This window comes from Nitrobacter sp. NHB1, from assembly GCF_036964665.1.
In the GTDB taxonomy this organism is placed as follows: Bacteria; Pseudomonadota; Alphaproteobacteria; order Rhizobiales; family Xanthobacteraceae; genus Nitrobacter.
Window position 1 is genome coordinate 1,225,337 of record NZ_JBAMDA010000001.1, and the last position, 16,224, is coordinate 1,241,560.

General features: G+C 61.1%; 16 protein-coding genes and 1 pseudogene. 9 read left to right on the forward strand and 8 right to left on the reverse strand.

Going from position 1 to position 16,224, the window contains the following annotated elements:
* The first annotated feature begins 296 nt into the window (after window positions 1-296).
* Together egtB and egtD are read left to right on the forward strand one after the other, a co-directional pair.
* On the forward strand, window positions 297-1,553 hold the full coding sequence (egtB, locus tag V4R08_RS05785; RefSeq protein WP_442935632.1) for an ergothioneine biosynthesis protein EgtB: 1,257 nt from the start codon (window positions 297-299) through the stop codon (window positions 1,551-1,553).
* A 44-nt stretch (window positions 1,554-1,597) separates the two neighbouring features.
* Window positions 1,598-2,563, forward strand: coding sequence for an L-histidine N(alpha)-methyltransferase (gene egtD, locus V4R08_RS05790; RefSeq protein WP_335578474.1), 966 nt, complete (start codon window positions 1,598-1,600; stop codon window positions 2,561-2,563).
* Window positions 2,564-2,793: 230 nt separating this feature from the next.
* On the opposite strand, the pseudogene V4R08_RS05795 reads toward egtD, so the two are convergent.
* Window positions 2,794-2,928, reverse strand: a pseudogene (locus V4R08_RS05795) (low temperature requirement protein A); the annotation flags it as partial.
* Window positions 2,929-2,955: 27 nt separating this feature from the next.
* On the reverse strand, window positions 2,956-3,189 hold the full coding sequence (locus tag V4R08_RS05800; RefSeq protein ID WP_335578475.1) for a BolA/IbaG family iron-sulfur metabolism protein: 234 nt from the start codon (window positions 3,187-3,189) through the stop codon (window positions 2,956-2,958).
* Between the two features lie 455 nt (window positions 3,190-3,644).
* Here V4R08_RS05800 and V4R08_RS05805 point away from each other — a divergent pair, with 455 nt between their 5' ends.
* Window positions 3,645-4,835 (forward strand): acyltransferase family protein, encoded by a 1,191-nt coding sequence (locus V4R08_RS05805; RefSeq protein ID WP_335578476.1) that lies wholly within the window; start codon window positions 3,645-3,647, stop codon window positions 4,833-4,835.
* Window positions 4,836-4,981: 146 nt separating this feature from the next.
* Here V4R08_RS05805 and purL read toward each other — a convergent pair whose 3' ends face one another.
* The 4 genes from purL to purC form a co-directional block, all read right to left on the reverse strand.
* On the reverse strand, window positions 4,982-7,192 hold the full coding sequence (purL, locus tag V4R08_RS05810; RefSeq protein WP_335578477.1) for a phosphoribosylformylglycinamidine synthase subunit PurL: 2,211 nt from the start codon (window positions 7,190-7,192) through the stop codon (window positions 4,982-4,984).
* Between the two features lie 94 nt (window positions 7,193-7,286).
* Entirely contained in the window at window positions 7,287-7,988 is a 702-nt protein-coding gene (gene purQ, locus V4R08_RS05815; RefSeq protein WP_335578478.1) for a phosphoribosylformylglycinamidine synthase subunit PurQ, read from the reverse strand.
* Window positions 7,989-8,000: 12 nt separating this feature from the next.
* Window positions 8,001-8,243: a phosphoribosylformylglycinamidine synthase subunit PurS gene (gene purS / locus V4R08_RS05820; RefSeq protein ID WP_335578479.1), complete on the reverse strand. Its 243-nt coding sequence runs from the start codon at window positions 8,241-8,243 to the stop codon at window positions 8,001-8,003.
* Between the two features lie 165 nt (window positions 8,244-8,408).
* On the reverse strand, window positions 8,409-9,176 hold the full coding sequence (gene purC / locus V4R08_RS05825; RefSeq protein ID WP_335578480.1) for a phosphoribosylaminoimidazolesuccinocarboxamide synthase: 768 nt from the start codon (window positions 9,174-9,176) through the stop codon (window positions 8,409-8,411).
* A 329-nt stretch (window positions 9,177-9,505) separates the two neighbouring features.
* Between purC and V4R08_RS05830 the strand changes: the two genes are divergently transcribed.
* Window positions 9,506-9,832 (forward strand): DUF1476 domain-containing protein, encoded by a 327-nt coding sequence (locus V4R08_RS05830; RefSeq protein WP_335578481.1) that lies wholly within the window; start codon window positions 9,506-9,508, stop codon window positions 9,830-9,832.
* 140 nt (window positions 9,833-9,972) lie between these two features.
* On the opposite strand, the gene cynS is transcribed toward V4R08_RS05830, so the two are convergent.
* Window positions 9,973-10,461, reverse strand: a complete 489-nt coding sequence (gene cynS, locus V4R08_RS05835) for a cyanase (protein ID WP_335578482.1) — start codon at window positions 10,459-10,461, stop codon at window positions 9,973-9,975.
* 365 nt (window positions 10,462-10,826) lie between these two features.
* Here cynS and V4R08_RS05840 point away from each other — a divergent pair, with 365 nt between their 5' ends.
* The 5 genes from V4R08_RS05840 (at window position 10,827) to V4R08_RS05860 (ending at window position 14,951) form a co-directional block, all read left to right on the forward strand.
* Window positions 10,827-11,369 carry a hypothetical protein gene (locus V4R08_RS05840; RefSeq protein ID WP_335578484.1) on the forward strand — a complete coding sequence of 181 codons (543 nt, stop codon included), beginning with the start codon at window positions 10,827-10,829 and terminating at the stop codon, window positions 11,367-11,369.
* A gap of 124 nt (window positions 11,370-11,493) precedes the next feature.
* A complete protein-coding gene (locus tag V4R08_RS05845; protein WP_335578485.1) occupies window positions 11,494-11,811 on the forward strand; it encodes a hypothetical protein in 318 nt (105 codons plus the stop codon).
* A 25-nt stretch (window positions 11,812-11,836) separates the two neighbouring features.
* Window positions 11,837-13,069 carry an IS701 family transposase gene (locus tag V4R08_RS05850; RefSeq protein WP_335577531.1) on the forward strand — a complete coding sequence of 411 codons (1,233 nt, stop codon included), beginning with the start codon at window positions 11,837-11,839 and terminating at the stop codon, window positions 13,067-13,069.
* 231 nt (window positions 13,070-13,300) lie between these two features.
* Window positions 13,301-14,055, forward strand: a protein-coding gene (locus V4R08_RS05855) for an IS5 family transposase (protein ID WP_335577532.1) whose coding sequence is annotated in 2 segments (ribosomal slippage) — window positions 13,301-13,634 and window positions 13,634-14,055 — 756 coding nt in all. Because the reading frame shifts where the segments join, the coding sequence is not laid out codon by codon here.
* 266 nt (window positions 14,056-14,321) lie between these two features.
* Window positions 14,322-14,951, forward strand: coding sequence for a hypothetical protein (locus V4R08_RS05860; RefSeq protein ID WP_335578486.1), 630 nt, complete (start codon window positions 14,322-14,324; stop codon window positions 14,949-14,951).
* Between the two features lie 8 nt (window positions 14,952-14,959).
* Here the strand turns inward: V4R08_RS05860 and V4R08_RS05865 are convergent, their stop codons facing one another.
* Window positions 14,960-16,171, reverse strand: coding sequence for a TrmJ/YjtD family RNA methyltransferase (locus V4R08_RS05865; RefSeq protein WP_335578487.1), 1,212 nt, complete (start codon window positions 16,169-16,171; stop codon window positions 14,960-14,962).
* Window positions 16,172-16,224 lie beyond the last annotated feature (53 nt).

Below are 16,224 nucleotides of genomic sequence, written 5' to 3' on the forward strand. Positions count from 1 at the left end.
ACATCCTTATGGCCGCAAGTTCACAGGGCCGCGAGTGGCCCCTCCCAATTGCGATATGTATAACCCGAAAACCGTTGTGCAATAAAGTAAATTGCCGGGGAGCTCATATCCGATCCCCATGCCTTTCAGACGGTCAAGACACTCAGACAGTCAAGACACCGACGGCCCGCGAACAGATCGGGGCCCGTCGTCTTTAAATCCGGCGCGAGGCACCCATCTAGGAGGGCCATGCGGGGTAAGTCGTTCTGCGGAACCCATCGTCCTGAGCAACGTTCTCTCCCAAACCGGAGATTTCCGTGACGAATCCAGCGTCTGCCGCGACCACAATGGCCGCTCCGAATCCGTCGCTATTTTCCAGTTCAGGGACGTTGGCCGGCCGCCTGACAGATGCATTTCTCGCCGTCCGGGGCGAAACGGAGCGGCGCGCGGGGCCGCTGTCGCCGGAAGATCAAATGGTGCAGTCAATGCCGGACGCCAGTCCGGCGAAATGGCACCGCGCCCATACCACCTGGTTCTGGGAACAATTCCTGCTCGGCCAGCACAGTCCCGGCTACGTCCCGTTCCATCCCGATTACGCCTTCCTGTTCAATTCCTATTACGTCAGCGCCGGTCCGAGGTATGCCCGCGCCCAGCGTGGCCATATCACCCGCCCCGGTGCCGAAGAGGTCACCGCCTATCGCCGGCATGTCGATGCCGCGGTCGTCAAATTCTTCCACGACGCGGACGACAAAATGCTGGCCGGGCTGGCGCCGCTGGTCGAAGCCGGCCTCAATCACGAACAGCAGCATCAGGAATTGATGCTGACGGATATTCTGCATGCGTTCGCGCAAAATCCGATTTCGCCTGCCTATGATGCGTCGTGGAGGTTCCCGACGCCGGGTACGGGCGTCGGCGGCTGGATCACGCTGAACCAGGGCATCCACACCATCGGACATCAGGGCGACGGCTTTCATTTCGACAATGAGAAACCCGCGCACCGCGTCCTCGTAGGGCCGGTGAAGCTCGCACGCAATCTCGTCACCAACGCGGACTGGCTCGCCTTCATGGAAGACGGCGGCTATCGCACCGCGACGTTGTGGCTGATGGACGGTTTCGCCGCCGCCAACAACGAGGAGTGGGAAGCGCCGGGCTACTGGTACAAGACCGGCGATGGCTGGCAGGTCATGACACTGGGCGGTTTGCGGCCGGTCGATCCCGATGTGCCGGTCTGCCACCTCAGCTATTACGAGGCCGATGCATTCGCGCGCTGGAGCGGCAAGCATTTGCCGACCGAGATGGAATGGGAGGTCGCGGCGCGAGCGGGACAACTCGACGACGCGTTCGGCGTCGTCTGGCAATGGACGCGAAGCTCATACTCGCCCTATCCCGGATATCGCGCGACCGAGGGCGCGCTCGGCGAATACAACGGCAAGTTCATGGCCAACCAGTTCGTACTGCGCGGCTCGTCGCTGGCGACACCGGAGCGGCACAGCCGCATCACCTACCGGAATTTCTTTTATCCGCATCACCGCTGGCAATTCACCGGTCTGCGCCTCGCCGACTACGGCGTTTGATCATCGTCAACTCAAATGCGTTGCGACGCGCCCGGGAGACTGTCATGAATCTGCACGCTGCCGCTTTGGCCGGGGCACCCCGATCCGACGAAACCACGCCGGCATTCGCCAGCGATGCCATCGCGGGACTGACGCAACAGCCGAAACAACTCTCGCCGAAGTATTTCTACGACGTCACCGGTTCCGAACTGTTCGAGCAGATCACCCGGTTGCCGGAATACTATCCGACCCGCACCGAACTCGGCATCCTGCGCGACCGGGCGACGGATATCGCTGCGATCCTTCCGGAACATGCGGCGCTGGTGGAGTTCGGCGCCGGCGCTGCAACCAAGGCGCGGCTGCTGCTGGATGCGTGTGAATTCGCCGCCTATGTGCCAGTGGACATATCGGGGGATTTTCTCAACGCGCAGGCGCGAGGACTGCGAAAGGACTTCCCGCACCTCCAGATCTATCCGGTGACAGCCGATTTCACCGCGCCGTTCATTCTACCCGATCCGGTCCGGACGATGCCGAAGGTGGGCTTCTTCCCGGGCTCGACGCTGGGCAATTTCGAGCCCCATGAAGCCAGCCGCTTTCTGCATGGAGCCCGCGACATCCTTGGCGAAGGCGCGTACATGCTGATCGGCGTCGACCTCGAGAAAAACGAACGGATGCTGTACAATGCCTATAACGATTCCGCCGGCGTTACCGCGCGATTCAACATGAATGTGCTGGTTCGCATCAACCGCGAACTCGGCGGCAATTTCGACCTGTCCGCGTTCACCCATCGCGCGATCTACAACCGCGAGCGCCACCGGATCGAGATGCACCTCGTCAGCAAGAGACCGCAGACCGTCCGCTTGCAGGGCCGCAGCTTCGCGTTCCGCACCGGCGAGAGCATCCACACCGAAAGCAGCTACAAATACAGCCTCGACCGCTTCACCGCCCTGGCGAAGGGCTCGGGCTGGACGCCGACGGCGTCATGGACCGACCCCGACGGGATGTTTTCGGTTCACGCGCTGAGGTCCTGAGCCGCTGCTCGTTCACACGGAATCGAACTCACTGTTGATGTCATTCCTTCGTCATTGCCGGGCTTGACCCGGCAATCCATCAATTTTCGAAAGAAGATGGATGCCCGGATCAAGTCCGGGCACGACTGTTTCCATCTCAAGTATGAAACGCACTAACCATTATTTTCCGACCGGCGCGATTCCGATCCCAGCGAGATCGCCTCCCACGCCGCGACGATCATCAGGATCACAAGCAGCGTGTGGGAGATTTGCGTGATCGCGAAGACGAATACCAGGTCGAAAAACAATTCGACGTAGGTCACACGGTTGTGGTGGCTCGAACTGCGTTCCCGCAGAAGCCTTCCATCGTCGTTGGCTCGCGGCATCGACTCCTCTGCGACGGCGCGGGCGGGTTACTCCGGAACCCCAGTCTGCAAAGCCAGCGCGTGGAGAACGCCGCCCATCTGTCCCTTGAGGGACTGATAGACAATCTGATGCTGCTGCACGCGCGATTTGCCGCGGAACGACTCGGAGATCACGGTCGCCGAGTAGTGGTTACCGTCGCCGGCGAGGTCCTGGATCATCACCTGGGCATCCGGGATCGCTTCCTTGATCATCGATTCGATATCCCGCGCTTCCATCGCCATCAAAGCTCTCCCAAATCCGCCACGTCCCGAATCATGCACCGGAATCTGCGCGACAATTGCTCAACTTAGCTTGGTCATCCCGTCCCGTCACGCCGGTCGGCCCTATATTTGCATCAACCTTTTAACCGCAAGAGGGCCGCTGGCGAAGGTGCCGGACGCCGACCATCCGGTCGCGAATGACGCCGGTGCAACCACGACATGGCCCTCAACGGGCTACGGTGGTCCAATATATGCCACGCGAGGACGCAAGTCTGGAGCATTGTCGCGGACCGCCCCCGCGACGCATTGTCCCTACAAGGAAGATCCAAACCAGCGTCATTAGCGACAGCGGCGCGATCGAAAATGCGGTCTGGAACTGCGCAACGCCGTTCTGGCCATAGCCGCAATCGCTGATACCGGGATCTTATCCCCAACAGGGTCACGATCCAAGCCCGGTCATCACGTGTTGGGAACCTATGATGTCGATTGCAGAGGAGGCTGTGCCGACCGAGGCGCCCGCGATTCCCGTCGCGGTCTCGCGAAATCTGGCGCTGGACCGCATCCGTACCGTCCTGACCCTGACCGTGCTCGTTCATCATGCGGTGATGCCCTACACCTATTTCGGCCACACCGACGCCAAATCCTGGATCGGTTTCGACGCGATCCTGCTCGCCACCGACAGCTTCTTCATGGCCATGTTCTTCTTCCTGTCGGGGTTGTTCGTCTGGCCAAGCCTCGGCCACAAGAAACCCGGAAAGTATATCCGCGACCGCCTGCTGCGGCTCGGCCTGCCGTCCGCCGTGACCGCCCTGACGGTCATTCCGATCGCCTATTATGCGATCGCGCTGCGGCAGACTCCCGATATCCGCTTTGCGGAGTTCTGGTGGAAGACCGTCACTGTCGGCCCCTGGCCGAGCGGACCGATCTGGTTCATCTGGGTGCTGCTCCTGTTCGATCTGTCGGCCTGCATGCTGTACCGCGTCGCGCCGCGGATGCTCGATCGCGTCAGCCGGCTGTCGCTCGCAAGTTCCGAGCGACCCGAAAAGTTCTTCATCTGCTTGGTCGTGACGACAGCCGCGCTTTATCTGCCATCGCTGATTTATTTCGGCTCCTCCACCTGGTTCGAATTCGGACCCTTTTCAGTGCAGAAAAGCCGCGTTCTGCTTTACGCCGCCTATTTCTTCTTCGGCGCCGGCGCCGGCGTCGGCGCTGCGAATTTCAGCCGGGGCCTGCTCGGCGTTGGCAGCCGTCTCGCCAAAAGCGGAGCCGGCTGGATCGTCACGACGCTTGTCCCCTACTGCCTGCTCTGGGTTCTGATCTATATCGAGCGCAAGACCCTCGGAAATTCCGAAGTGCTTCCGGCGTGGTACCAACTGCTCTACGGCATGATGTTTGTAACCTTCAGCGCCGCAATCATGTTCGCCATCCTCGCCTTCTTCCTCCGCTTCAGGCGATCCGGCTTCAGCATCCTCGATTCCCTGCAGCCAGATGCCTACGGCATCTTCCTGGTGCACTACGCCTATATTCTGTGGCTGCAATACTGGATGTTCGACATGAACTGGCCGGCCATCGTCAAGGCGAGCGTGGCGTTCATTGGCGCGCTACTGGCGAGTTGGGCCAGCACGGCGGCGCTGCGCCGGATTCCCGGCGCCAAGCGGGTGCTGTAGAGCAAGCTTGCATTATCACGAAGATATAGCTCGTCATTGCCGGGCTTGACCCGGCAATCCATCCTCTTTTTCGCGATGGATGCCCGGATCAAGTCCGGGCATGACGACTTCCCACGTCCATCAACGATCTGGATCCTGTAGCTGTCTCAGCTCTTCCCGGCCATGTAGTCCGGCAACCAGCCTTCAAAGCCATGCTGCAAGGCCTTGACGTGGACGGCGCGCTCGCCGGCGATGGCGATTTCGTGACCGCCGGTCAAGCCGATCTGGACGCAAGGCACCTCGACCGCCTTGAGCTTGGTGAAAACGCTCAGCAGATCGTTTTCATGCACGGTGACGATGTAGCGGGCCTGATCCTCGCCGAACCACCAGGCGTGCGGCACGATCGCTTCCGGTGCGGCATCGAGCGCGGCGCCGATGCCGCTCGCCATCGCCATTTCCGCGAGCGCAATCAGAAGTCCGCCGTCGGAGATGTCATGAACCGCCGTCGCCGTCCCCGCATGGATCATGCCGCGCACGACATCGCCGTTGCGTTTTTCCGCGGCGAGATCGACCGGCGGCGGCGCCCCCTCCTCGCGCCCACAGACGTCGCGCAAGTAAACCGACTGACCGAGCCAACCCTGAGTCTCGCCGATCAGCAGGATGCACTCGCCTTCGGCCTTGAAGGCAAGCGATGCTGACTTCGTGAAATCGTCGAGCAGCCCGACGCCGCCGATCGAGGGCGTCGGCAAAATGCCGCGGCCGTTTGTTTCGTTGTAGAGCGAGACGTTGCCGGACACGACCGGGAAATCCAGCGCGGTGCAGGCCGCCGCGATGCCCTTCAGGCAACCAATGAGTTGGCCCATGATCTCGGGCCGTTCCGGATTGCCGAAGTTCAGGTTGTCGGTAATCGCAAGCGGGCGGCCGCCAACTGCGGTGATGTTGCGCCAGGCTTCCGCCACCGCCTGCTTGCCACCCTCGAACGGATCGGCCTCGCAATAGCGCGGCGTCACGTCGACAGTGAGCGCAAGGCCCTTTGGCCCGTCCTCGACACGGACCACCGCCGCATCGCCACCGGGACGCTGCACGGTGTTGCCGCCGATCACATGATCGTACTGCTCCCACACCCAGCGCTTCGAGCACAACTCGGGCGTCGCGATCAGCTTTTCCAGCGCATCGGCCACCGGCAAAGGCGGCGCAACGTCGCGGGCGTGAACGAAAGGCAGTTGCGGCGACGGCACATGCGGCCGGTCATACAGCGGTGCCTCGGATTCAAGCTCCTTGATCGGCAGGTCGGCCATCACATCGCCGCCGTGCCTGACCACGAAGCGCTGCGACGGCGTGGTGGTGCCGACGATAGCGAAATCGAGCCCCCACTTCCTGAAGATCGCCTCCGCCTGCTTTTCTTTTTCTGGCTTCAGCACCATGAGCATCCGCTCTTGCGATTCCGAGAGCATCATCTCGTAGGCGCTCATGCCGGTCTCGCGCGTCGGCACGCTGTCGAGATCGAGATCGACGCCGAGATCGCCCTTGGCGCCCATTTCCACCGCCGAACACGTCAGGCCCGCCGCGCCCATGTCCTGGATCGCGATCACGCAATCCGCTTCCATGATTTCAAGGCAGGCTTCCAGCAATAGCTTCTCGGCGAAGGGATCGCCGACCTGAACGGTTGGGCGCTTCTCGGAGCTCGCGTCGTCGAATTCGGCCGACGCCATGGTGGCGCCGTGAATGCCGTCGCGGCCGGTCTTGGAGCCGAGATAGACAATCGGCATGTTCACGCCTGACGCCGCCGCATAGAAGATCTTGTCGGCGTCGGCGAGACCGACGGCCATGGCATTGACGAGAATATTGCCGTCGTAACGGGTGTGGAAGCGCACCTGCCCGCCGACCGTCGGCACCCCAAACGAGTTGCCATAACCGCCGACGCCCGCGACCACGCCGCCGACAAGGTGCCGTGTTTTCGGATGCGACGGATCGCCGAAGCTCAGCGCGTTGAGGCAGGCAATGGGGCGTGCGCCCATGGTGAAAACATCGCGCAGGATGCCGCCGACGCCCGTGGTCGCGCCCTGATAGGGCTCGATATAACTCGGGTGGTTGTGGCTCTCCATCTTGAACACCACCGCCTGCCTGTCGCCGATGTCGATGACGCCGGCGTTCTCGCCGGGACCCTGGATCACCCACGGCGCTTTCGTCGGCAGCCCGCGCAGATGGATGCGCGACGACTTGTACGAGCAGTGCTCGTTCCACATCGCCGAGAAGATGCCGAGTTCGGTGAATGTCGGCGTCCGGCCGATCAGCTTCAAAATGCGCTCGTACTCGTCCGGCTTGAGGCCGTGCGAAGCGACGAGTTCGGGGGTGATCGGAGGATCGTTGCGGTTCATTTCATAAAATTCTTGTCGAGCTTTTCGACGACGTATCGCCAGTTGCGCATTTTGTTAAAGAGGCTTTGGGCAACCTCGCTTGTCATCGTGGCGTTTACGCCGCCCGTTCCAGATGCGCGACGAGGCCTGCAAACAGCCCGCGCCCGTCGGTGCAGCCCATGACGTCTTCGACGTGATTTTCCGGATGCGGCATCATGCCGAGCACGTTGCCGCGCGCGTTGACAATGCCAGCGATGGATTGCGCCGCGCCGTTGATATTGTGCGTGTCGCCGATCTCACCTGATGGCGAGCAATAACGGTAGAGAATGCGGCTATCGCCCTCGAGGCGGCGGATGGTCTCCTCGTCGGCAGCGTAGTTGCCCTCGCCATGCGCGACCGGCACGCGGATCACCTGCCCGGCATTGTAGCCGCGCGTGAACGGCGTATCCGAGCGTTCGACTCGCAGATGCACGTCGTGGCAGATGAACTTCAGCCCCGCATTGCGCATCAGGATGCCCGGCAACAACCCGGACTCGCAGAGAATCTGAAAACCGTTGCAGACGCCGAGCACCAGCCCGCCATCGCCTGCGAATTTGCGCACCGCGTCCATGACCGGCGAGCGCGCGGCGATGGCGCCACAGCGCAGATAGTCGCCGTAGGAGAAGCCGCCCGGCATCACCACAAGATCGGTCCCCTTTGGCAGAGACGTTTCGGCGTACCACACCATGGCGGGCTCGCGCCCCGAAATGAGTTTCAGCGCGCGCGCCATGTCGCGCTCGCGATTGATGCCGGGAAAGACGAGGACAGCGGATTTCATGTCGTGCGTCGCCTAGCCCAAAACCTCGACGCGATAGTTCTCGATCACGGTATTGGCGAGCAGCTTGTCGGCGGCGGCCTTGAGCGCGGCTTCCGCCTTCGTCTTGTCGGCGCCGGCGAGTTCGATGTCGAACACCTTGCCCTGGCGCACGCTGGCGATGCCATCGACGCCGAGCGACTTCAGCGCCCCCTCGATCGCCTTGCCCTGCGGATCGAGGATGCCGGTTTTCAAGGTAACGGTGACGCGTGCCTTCATCTTAAAACGTAGCCCGTTTTTTCCCTCTCCCCTTGCGGGAGAGGGTGGCCCGAATGTCGCTTCCGACATGAGGACCGGGTGAGGGGTATGGCAACAGCGAAGTGCCGAACCCCTCACCCGGCTCGCTTCCCTCGCCACCCTCTCCCGCAAGGGGAGAGGGGGAAATCATCCCTTCACCAGCACCGGGCCGGCACCGAGCGGCCGCTCGTTTTCCATCAGAATGCCGAGCCGCTTCGCGACTTCGGTGTAGGCTTCAAGCAGCCCGCCAAGGTCGCGACGGAAGCGGTCCTTGTCGAGCTTCTCGTTCGACTTGATGTCCCACAGCCGGCACGAGTCGGGGGATATTTCATCGGCGACGACGATTCGCATCATCTCGTTCTCGAACAGCCGGCCGCATTCCATCTTGAAGTCGACCAGCCGGATGCCGATGCCGAGAAACAGCCCGGTCAGGAAATCGTTGACGCGGATCGCCAGCGCCATGATGTCGTCGATCTCCTGCGGCGTCGCCCAGCCGAACGCCGTGACGTGCTCCTCGGACACCATGGGATCGTTGAGCTGGTCGTTCTTGTAGTAGAACTCAATGATCGAGCGCGGTAGCTGGGTGCCTTCCTCGATGCCGAGCCGCTGCGACAGCGACCCCGCCGCGACATTGCGGACCACAACCTCGAGCGGCACGATCTCGACCTCGCGAATCAGTTGTTCGCGCATGTTGAGGCGGCGGATGAAATGGGTCGGCACCCCGATGTCGTTGAGGTGCTGGAACAGGTACTCCGAAATCCGGTTGTTGAGGACGCCCTTGCCCTCGATCACCTGATGTTTCTTGGCATTGAACGCGGTCGCGTCGTCCTTGAAGTGTTGAATCAGGGTGCCGGGCTCCGGTCCTTCGTAAAGCACCTTGCCCTTGCCTTCGTAAATGCGACGCCGACGGCTCATTGGGATGTACCGTGTGTTGTTGAAATCCATGAAGTTGGTGTGCTCCGAGCGTTCGATGTGACCCGTGGCGGAGCTGCCGCGAAGGCCGGGATCTTGAACAAGAACAGGAAACAGAACAAGAACCGAGCCCGCCCGCAACCTAGCCGATTGAGCCATCCAGCACAATCAATGCAGTCGATCATGCGCGAAGTTTTACCGTACTCCCTGCGACCTTGCGCCCGTTGTTCCCGGATCGGCCATTCCCTATCTAGAATGTGATCTAGGATGTCGAACCGCCGCAACAAGGCCGGTTCGGCAGCCCGGCAATAATGGAACCGGACGTAAGGGCCATGAGCACATCATTCGATAAGCGCGGAGAAGGCTTTGAGAAGAAGTACGCGCTCGACGAGGAGCAGAAATTCAAGGCCGAGGCCCGCCGCAACAAGTTGCTGGGGCTGTGGGTCGCGGACAAGCTCGGAATCGCCGGCGATGCCGCCAGCGCCTATGCCAAGGAGGTCATCGCCGCCGACTTCGAACAGCCCGGTGACAACGACGTGGTTCACAAGGTGATGCGCGACCTTACCGCCAAAGGCGTCGCGCTCACCGAACAGGAACTCCGCGCCCAGATGGACACGCTGATGGCGCAGGCGATTACGCAGGTGAAGGCGGGGACGTAACCGCGCCGTTCGAAATTATCGGGAAAGCTGTCATCATCCGCGAAAGCGGATGATCCAGTATTCCGCGCTCTGGATTGCCCGGTCCTTGTGCGCAATTGCGCACTTGGCCGGGCGATGACGATCGGTGGTGCGGAGGGTGCTCACTCCTCCTTGAAGCCATACTCCAGATTATTCCCAGTGGCGCCGTAATACTTGAACGGCAGGAATTTTCCGCTCATGCCGATCTTGACGCGGTCGCCCTTGGGATTGGCGACGCGCGCGATCTCCAGGTCGAAGTCGATCGCCGACATGATCCCATCGCCGAACTCTTCCTCGATCAGCGCCTTCAGCGCCGGTCCGTTGATCATCACCAGTTCGTAGAGGCGATAGAGCAGCGGATCGGTCGGCGGCATCGGCGTGCCCTGCCCTCGCATCGGCACCTCGTTGAGCATCGCGATGTCCGCCTTGGAGAGGCCGAACAGCTTTCCGGCCGCCGCCGCCTGCGGCCTGGTCAGCTTCATGTGGCCGAGCAACGCGCTGACGATCAGAATTTCCGAAAACCCGCCGATCTCGCCGGCGATGTATTTCCAGCTCCATTCCTTCTCGCGCTTGATGTCGAGAATCTTCTCGGTGAGGTCGGACCGCTTCATCATTGCCTCCCGTTCTGAAAACGTCTGGGACAATGGCCAAGCAATGCCCGTGCCATGGACAAGACAGCGATTGACCTGAGAAAATCGGCGCGGCCGGCGAACGATTGACCAGAATGTGAGCAACGAATGCCGGATTAGCGGGCACTCCCCTAACGCGCGCAGGTGCCCACGAGGCGGGGACGTAAGCTCAACCCGCCCTTGCCGCCGCCGGGTGATAGGATTATATTCCACGGCATGGCCCCACCGCACATTCCTCCCGCCCTCGCCCGCCTCCGCGTCAAACCGGACGAACCGACTGAGGGGCCGGCCAATGGATCGAAGCCGATCCCGCGGAGTCACAGGCCACCCGGCGCGCGTGGGACGATTTGACAGTCAAGACGGTCCGCCACCTGTTCGAGCAGACGACTCTGAGTTACGCCGAAATCCGGGAGAGGACCGGCGTCTGTGAACCCACCATTTCGCATTGGAAGCGCAGCTATGGCTGGACGCGTCCGCCATTAGCGCCACGCTCGAGTTGCGATGTGCCGCTCTGGCGCGCCGGGCCGAGGCAGAAGCTGAGCACACTAACGGTGAGGCTGCTTGCGATTGCCGAGCGTATGGTCCGCGAGCTTGAGGACAACCCGGACACCGATCTCGACACACTGATGCGGGCGTTCCAGGTCGTGAAGATGGCAAAGCTGGCGGCGCAGGGTAACAGGCGCCGCTGGGCTTTCCTTGGCCCGTCACGCACGGGACAGCAGACCCTCGCGCAGGATCAGGCGATCCGCGCCGCGCTCAAGGACATGCGCCGCGGCGGCGTCGACATCGACCGCGCGCCAAAGGAGGCGCTGGACCTCGTGATCGACGCGAACTTGCCACCGGAGCAGGATCATCCGGCGCTGCGGGAGAGAGGGAAGCGACGGCTGTGATCAGCGAAAACAATCAATCCCATGTGGCGCACTAGTCGTAAAGTTAACTAGTTACCGATGCGAACCGCGTTAGTGATGATATAGAATTACTGCGCACGACTATTTGCACCGCAGTTAAATTGAGATGACCTTTCTCGGATTCGACATAAATTGGAGCGCACAAGCTTGGGCAGCGGTTGCCAGTGCAATTGCCGGCTGGGTGGCGTTTGCTCTTTCACTATTTAATTTGCGAACGTCGCGGTTGGCATTGCGCATTTCCGAGGCGCAAGAATCACGTTGTAAGCCGTCGATAGCCTCATATCTTCAAGATGCTTACATTACAGTCGGCGCGAAGCCGAGCGCGCGCGTATATGCAGTATTGGTTTCACTAAGCAATAAATCAGATAATGACAATGGAATAGCATCTACAGCTCTCCACCTAGCACTACAGTTGCCTTTTTGAGAGACGTCTGAATCCATAGGCAACCATGATTCGGAGATCATGGACGCAAGCAGCGTCGATTGAGGAGACGCTTGCGTTGTGGGCGGCGTCGCTTCGAGAAATCAAGCAGCGGATACGTCCGTTGTTCACGCAACAGCGTATTGCAGCGAATGCCGGCCTGTTCCTGGAAGGCCTGCTCGGAGACGAGCCGCGCAAGACCGGTTGGATGCGCGCCGAGGCGGCAGGCGATCCTGGCCCCTGGCGGCAGCAGGCCATTCTGGGTCGTGGAGATTGGGACGCGGATGCCCTGCGCGATATCGTGCGCGACTATGTCATCGAGCATCTGGCGGATGACGATGCGGTGCTGGTGATCGACGAGACCGGCTTTCTCAAGCAGGGCAAAGCGTCCTGCGGCGTGGCGCGGCAATACACGGGTTCGGCAGGGAAGATTACGAACTGCCAGATCGGGGTCTTCGCGACCTACGTTTCGCGTCATGGTCATGCGTTCATCGATCGGGCGTTGTATCTTGCGAAGGAATGGACCGACGATCCCGACCGTCTAAAAGCCGCATATGTGCCTGCCGACGTCGGCTTTGCGACCAAACCGAAGCTTGCGACAAGAATGATCGCACGCGCGATAGCCGCGTCTGTCCCATTCAAGTGGGTTGCCGGTGATACCGTCTACGGTGTTGGCGACATCGAACAGCAACTGCGTCGGGCAGGCAAAGGCTACGTGCTTGGGGTCAGCAGCGCTCATGTGTTTCGATCCTGGGGCAAGCGATCGCCGGTCGCCGGGACGGCTGCAGACATCGCCCGGACGCGGCGCTCATCTGACTGGAAGCGCCTGTCGGCGGGAGCCGGAACCAAAGGGCCGCGGCTGCACGACTGGTGTTATCTCGAATTGGCCGATCTCGAGGCCGGTCAGTTCAACCGCACAAATGATGGTGTGTGGACGCGCGGTCTCCTGATCCGCCGTCGCATCGCCGACGATGACCTCGCCTTCTTCACCACCTGGTGTCCAGCAGGCACATCAATTGAAACGCTGGTCGCGGTTGAAGGCCATCGATGGGCAATCGAGGACAGCTTTGAAACCGCGAAAAACGAGTTCGGCCTCGATCACAACGAGAGCAGATCCTGGCATGGGTGGCACCGTCATGTGTCCCTGGTGATGCTCGCCTTCGCCATGATGGCGGCGATCCGACATCGCGCTAATCCGCCACCCAAAAAAACCAAACGCCGCCCGCCGGCAAAAGCCAAAGCATCACCACGCCGCCACTGATCCGTTGGTCGATCCAGGAAATTCGCCGCGTTGCCATCCGACTCGCGCGAAAGCGGATCCAACCCGCACACATCATCGCATGGTCTTGCTGGCGCAGGGCTCACCAGGCTGCCGCTCAGCGCGCTCACTTCAAATCAAAACGGCAACTGTAATGCTAGGATCAGGACCCATTAATTTTCTTGCGGTTTGCCTGATTGGCTGATTCACTGGTGTCGTGAGGGAGACGCCGCCATGACTGATTTGTTTTTGCTGTCAGAGGCGCAGATGCGCCGGATCGAACCGTATTTTCCGTTATCGCACGGGATCGCGAGGGTCGATGACCGGCGGGTGATCAGCGGCATCATCTTCGTCATCAGAAACGGGCTGCGCTGGCGCGATGCGCCGCGCGAGTATGGCCCGCACAAGACCATCTACAATCGGTTCGTGCGCTGGAGCCGGCTCGGCGTGTTCAATAAAATCTTCGCCGAACTGGCCCGCAAGGCCGGCAAACCATCCCGGTTGATGATCGATGCCACGCATTTAAAGGCGCATCGCACCGCTGCGAGCCTTTTTAAAAAGGGCCTGTTCCCAGGCGTATCGGGCGCACCAAGGGCGGCCTGAACTCGAAGCTGCACGCCGTATGCGATGGTCAGGGACGTCCCGTCATCCTGCTGCTCAGCGAAGGCCAGATGAGCGATTACAAGGGCGCTGCATTGATGCTCGATGCGTTACCGCCCGCTAGGCAGTTGCTCGGCGACAAGGGCTACGACGCCGACTGGTTCCGCCAGGCGCTTGCCGCGCGCGGCATCACGGCATGCATTCCGTCGAAGTCCAATCGCAAGACGCCGATCGAGCATGATCGTGTGCTCTATCGCCAGCGCCACAAGATCGAGAACATGTTCGGCAGGCTGAAGGACTGGCGGCGCATCCATACACGCTACGACCGATGCGCCCATACCTTCTTGTCAGCCATCTGCATCGCAGCCGCCGTCATCTTTTGGCTCTGATCAATGAGTCCTGACCCTAACTTACGCGAAGAAAGGTGGCTTAGAGTTTACGGTAAAGGTCAGTCCAGAGGACCAGGCACCGAGCTTTTTTGCTGATAAGTCAGTCAAGCATCTTCAGGTGCCATTTCGCATTGATGCACACCAGACCGTATCGGGTTGGGCTTTCTTTGCAGTGGAGAATGCCATCCTAGAAGGTGCTTCCATCAAAGCAACCCGCTTTGCCTTCATTGATACACATGAGAATGAGACGGTTGTCGAGCCACTAAATGTTCGGGAATATGGCAATGTTTTTAAAGCGCGCCCGACTGAAGAAGACGTTCCAAATACTACAGGGGGGCCTTGTCGTCCCCATAGTGGCTGATGCTGCGATCGCAACGGAAACGTTGGGCTATGGTCGTCTTATCCCGTTGGTCATTCTAGACACGTCGAATCGGCAGGACTTGGAAGAGTTTATCAGAGTGCACCAGTACTCAGGTCCGGGCGACGTGATTTCACAATGGGCAACGCTGAAAGATGGTTCGGATCGGATTGGGCTGGTTCTAACTTTCAGCGGTCCGATGGATTTGACCGTTATTCTCGCCTTCGATCTCGACAAGCAAGGCGGACTAGTTGATCAAATCATTCACGCAAAAGGTCTCTACATACAAGCTGGCCGACCCGGCGATCGTCTAATCAAGAATCCAAATGCACCAAAAGTCATCGCGAATATCCCTGAAACTGGCTTTGGCACGATGTGGGAAAAGATTTTCTTTAAAGCCGCAGTGAAGCGGGCGCGCGCAGATGGGATTGGCAGGCGGCAGGCCAAAGAAGCTGCCCGCGAGTTTATTACCCAATGGAGGGAATTCGGAAACTTTCGTATCAACAAGAGGCTAACTGATTTTTCTTCCACCGACTAAAGAGCGCCCTACGCCTTCCTGCCCTCACCCGTCTCCATCCTCACCGCCAGCCCATCCAGCACGCCTGCCAGATCCGCCTCCACCTTCGCCGCTTCGATCGCGACCACGCGATAGCCGCGCTCGGCCAGCCACGCGGTGCGCGCGGCGCGATCGCGCGCGATGGCGTCGCTCTCGTTCGGATTGACCAGTTCGATCGCGACGCGCTGCACGAACGACACGAAATCCGGGATGTGCCGACCGACCGGGGTCTGGCGTTTGAACTGGCCGGCGAAGCGGCGGTCGCGCGTCAGCGATTGCCACAGAATGCGCTCGGCATCGGTGGGATTGCGCCGCAGAAGCCGCGCCAGCCCGCGCACCGTGCTGCTGCTGTCCGCGGACGCTCCGCTCGGTCCCTGCTCGGCCAGCAACGCCCGCAGCCGCGTCGCCTGCGCGCCGTCGAGCACGCCGCCCTTGGCCGGTCCTTTGCGCCCCTCGGCAATGGCCATCACCACGCCGTGCAGCGTATGCATGTCCTGCTTGGTCGGCTCCATGCGGGTGAAGATGTTGCGCAGGTTGACCAGCATGGTGTCGCGCTTCTCGGCCGGGCGGAGGAATTCCACCTTGTCGAGTTCGCTGACGAGATTGTCGAAGAACGCCTGCATCTGGTGCTGGGAGGCGCGCTCCGAACGCTCCGGCATCGCGAACGGCAACGCGGCTCGCGTCACCAGCTTGAACCATTCGTAGCCCATCAGCAGCACGGCCTGCGCCAGGTTGAGCGAGGCGAAACCGGGATTGACCGGATAGGTGATGATGCGGTCGGCCATCGCCACCTCTTCATTCAGCAGGCCGGCGCGCTCGCGGCCGAACAGGATGCCGACATGGCCGCCGGCCACGATCTGCGCGGTCGCCTCAACGGCCGCCGCTTCCGGCGCCACCACAGGCTTGGCCTGATCGTGGGCGCGCGCGGTGGTCGCGAATAGCAGCGTGCAGTCGGCGACCGCCTCGGCCACCGTCTCGAACAGCTCGACGTGCTTGAGGATGTGGTCGGCGCCCGCGGCTGAGCGCTGCGCCGCGACGTTGGGCCAGCCGTCGCGCGGGTTGACGATGCGCAGTCGCGTCAGGCCAAAGTTGCCCATGGCGCGCGCCGCCATGCCGATGTTCTCGCCGAGCTGCGGCTCGACCAGAATCACGGTGGGGCCGACCGCGTCGATGCCGGTTTTTGTCCTGTCGGTGCCGGACATTTCGCCTCGTCTTTCAGTTCAAGCTGAGATTCTGGTTCAACGGCCGCTCGCCG

What these genes read in the sequence shown, in the direction of transcription:
- purS (WP_335578479.1), bottom strand. Translation starts at nt 8,243, where the DNA reads ATGAAGGCACGCGTCACCGTTACCTTGAAAACCGGCATCCTCGATCCG.
- V4R08_RS05805 (WP_335578476.1), top strand. Translation starts at nt 3,645, where the DNA reads ATGATGTCGATTGCAGAGGAGGCTGTGCCGACCGAGGCGCCCGCGATT.
- V4R08_RS05850 (WP_335577531.1), top strand. Translation starts at nt 11,837, where the DNA reads ATGATTCGGAGATCATGGACGCAAGCAGCGTCGATTGAGGAGACGCTT.
- purL (WP_335578477.1), bottom strand. Translation starts at nt 7,192, where the DNA reads ATGAACCGCAACGATCCTCCGATCACCCCCGAACTCGTCGCTTCGCAC.
- V4R08_RS05800 (WP_335578475.1), bottom strand. Translation starts at nt 3,189, where the DNA reads ATGGCGATGGAAGCGCGGGATATCGAATCGATGATCAAGGAAGCGATC.
- V4R08_RS05830 (WP_335578481.1), top strand. Translation starts at nt 9,506, where the DNA reads ATGAGCACATCATTCGATAAGCGCGGAGAAGGCTTTGAGAAGAAGTAC.
- V4R08_RS05845 (WP_335578485.1), top strand. Translation starts at nt 11,494, where the DNA reads ATGACCTTTCTCGGATTCGACATAAATTGGAGCGCACAAGCTTGGGCA.
- V4R08_RS05865 (WP_335578487.1), bottom strand. Translation starts at nt 16,171, where the DNA reads ATGTCCGGCACCGACAGGACAAAAACCGGCATCGACGCGGTCGGCCCC.
- egtD (WP_335578474.1), top strand. Translation starts at nt 1,598, where the DNA reads ATGAATCTGCACGCTGCCGCTTTGGCCGGGGCACCCCGATCCGACGAA.
- purQ (WP_335578478.1), bottom strand. Translation starts at nt 7,988, where the DNA reads ATGAAATCCGCTGTCCTCGTCTTTCCCGGCATCAATCGCGAGCGCGAC.
- cynS (WP_335578482.1), bottom strand. Translation starts at nt 10,461, where the DNA reads ATGAAGCGGTCCGACCTCACCGAGAAGATTCTCGACATCAAGCGCGAG.
- V4R08_RS05860 (WP_335578486.1), top strand. Translation starts at nt 14,322, where the DNA reads ATGTTCGGGAATATGGCAATGTTTTTAAAGCGCGCCCGACTGAAGAAG.
- purC (WP_335578480.1), bottom strand. Translation starts at nt 9,176, where the DNA reads ATGAGCCGTCGGCGTCGCATTTACGAAGGCAAGGGCAAGGTGCTTTAC.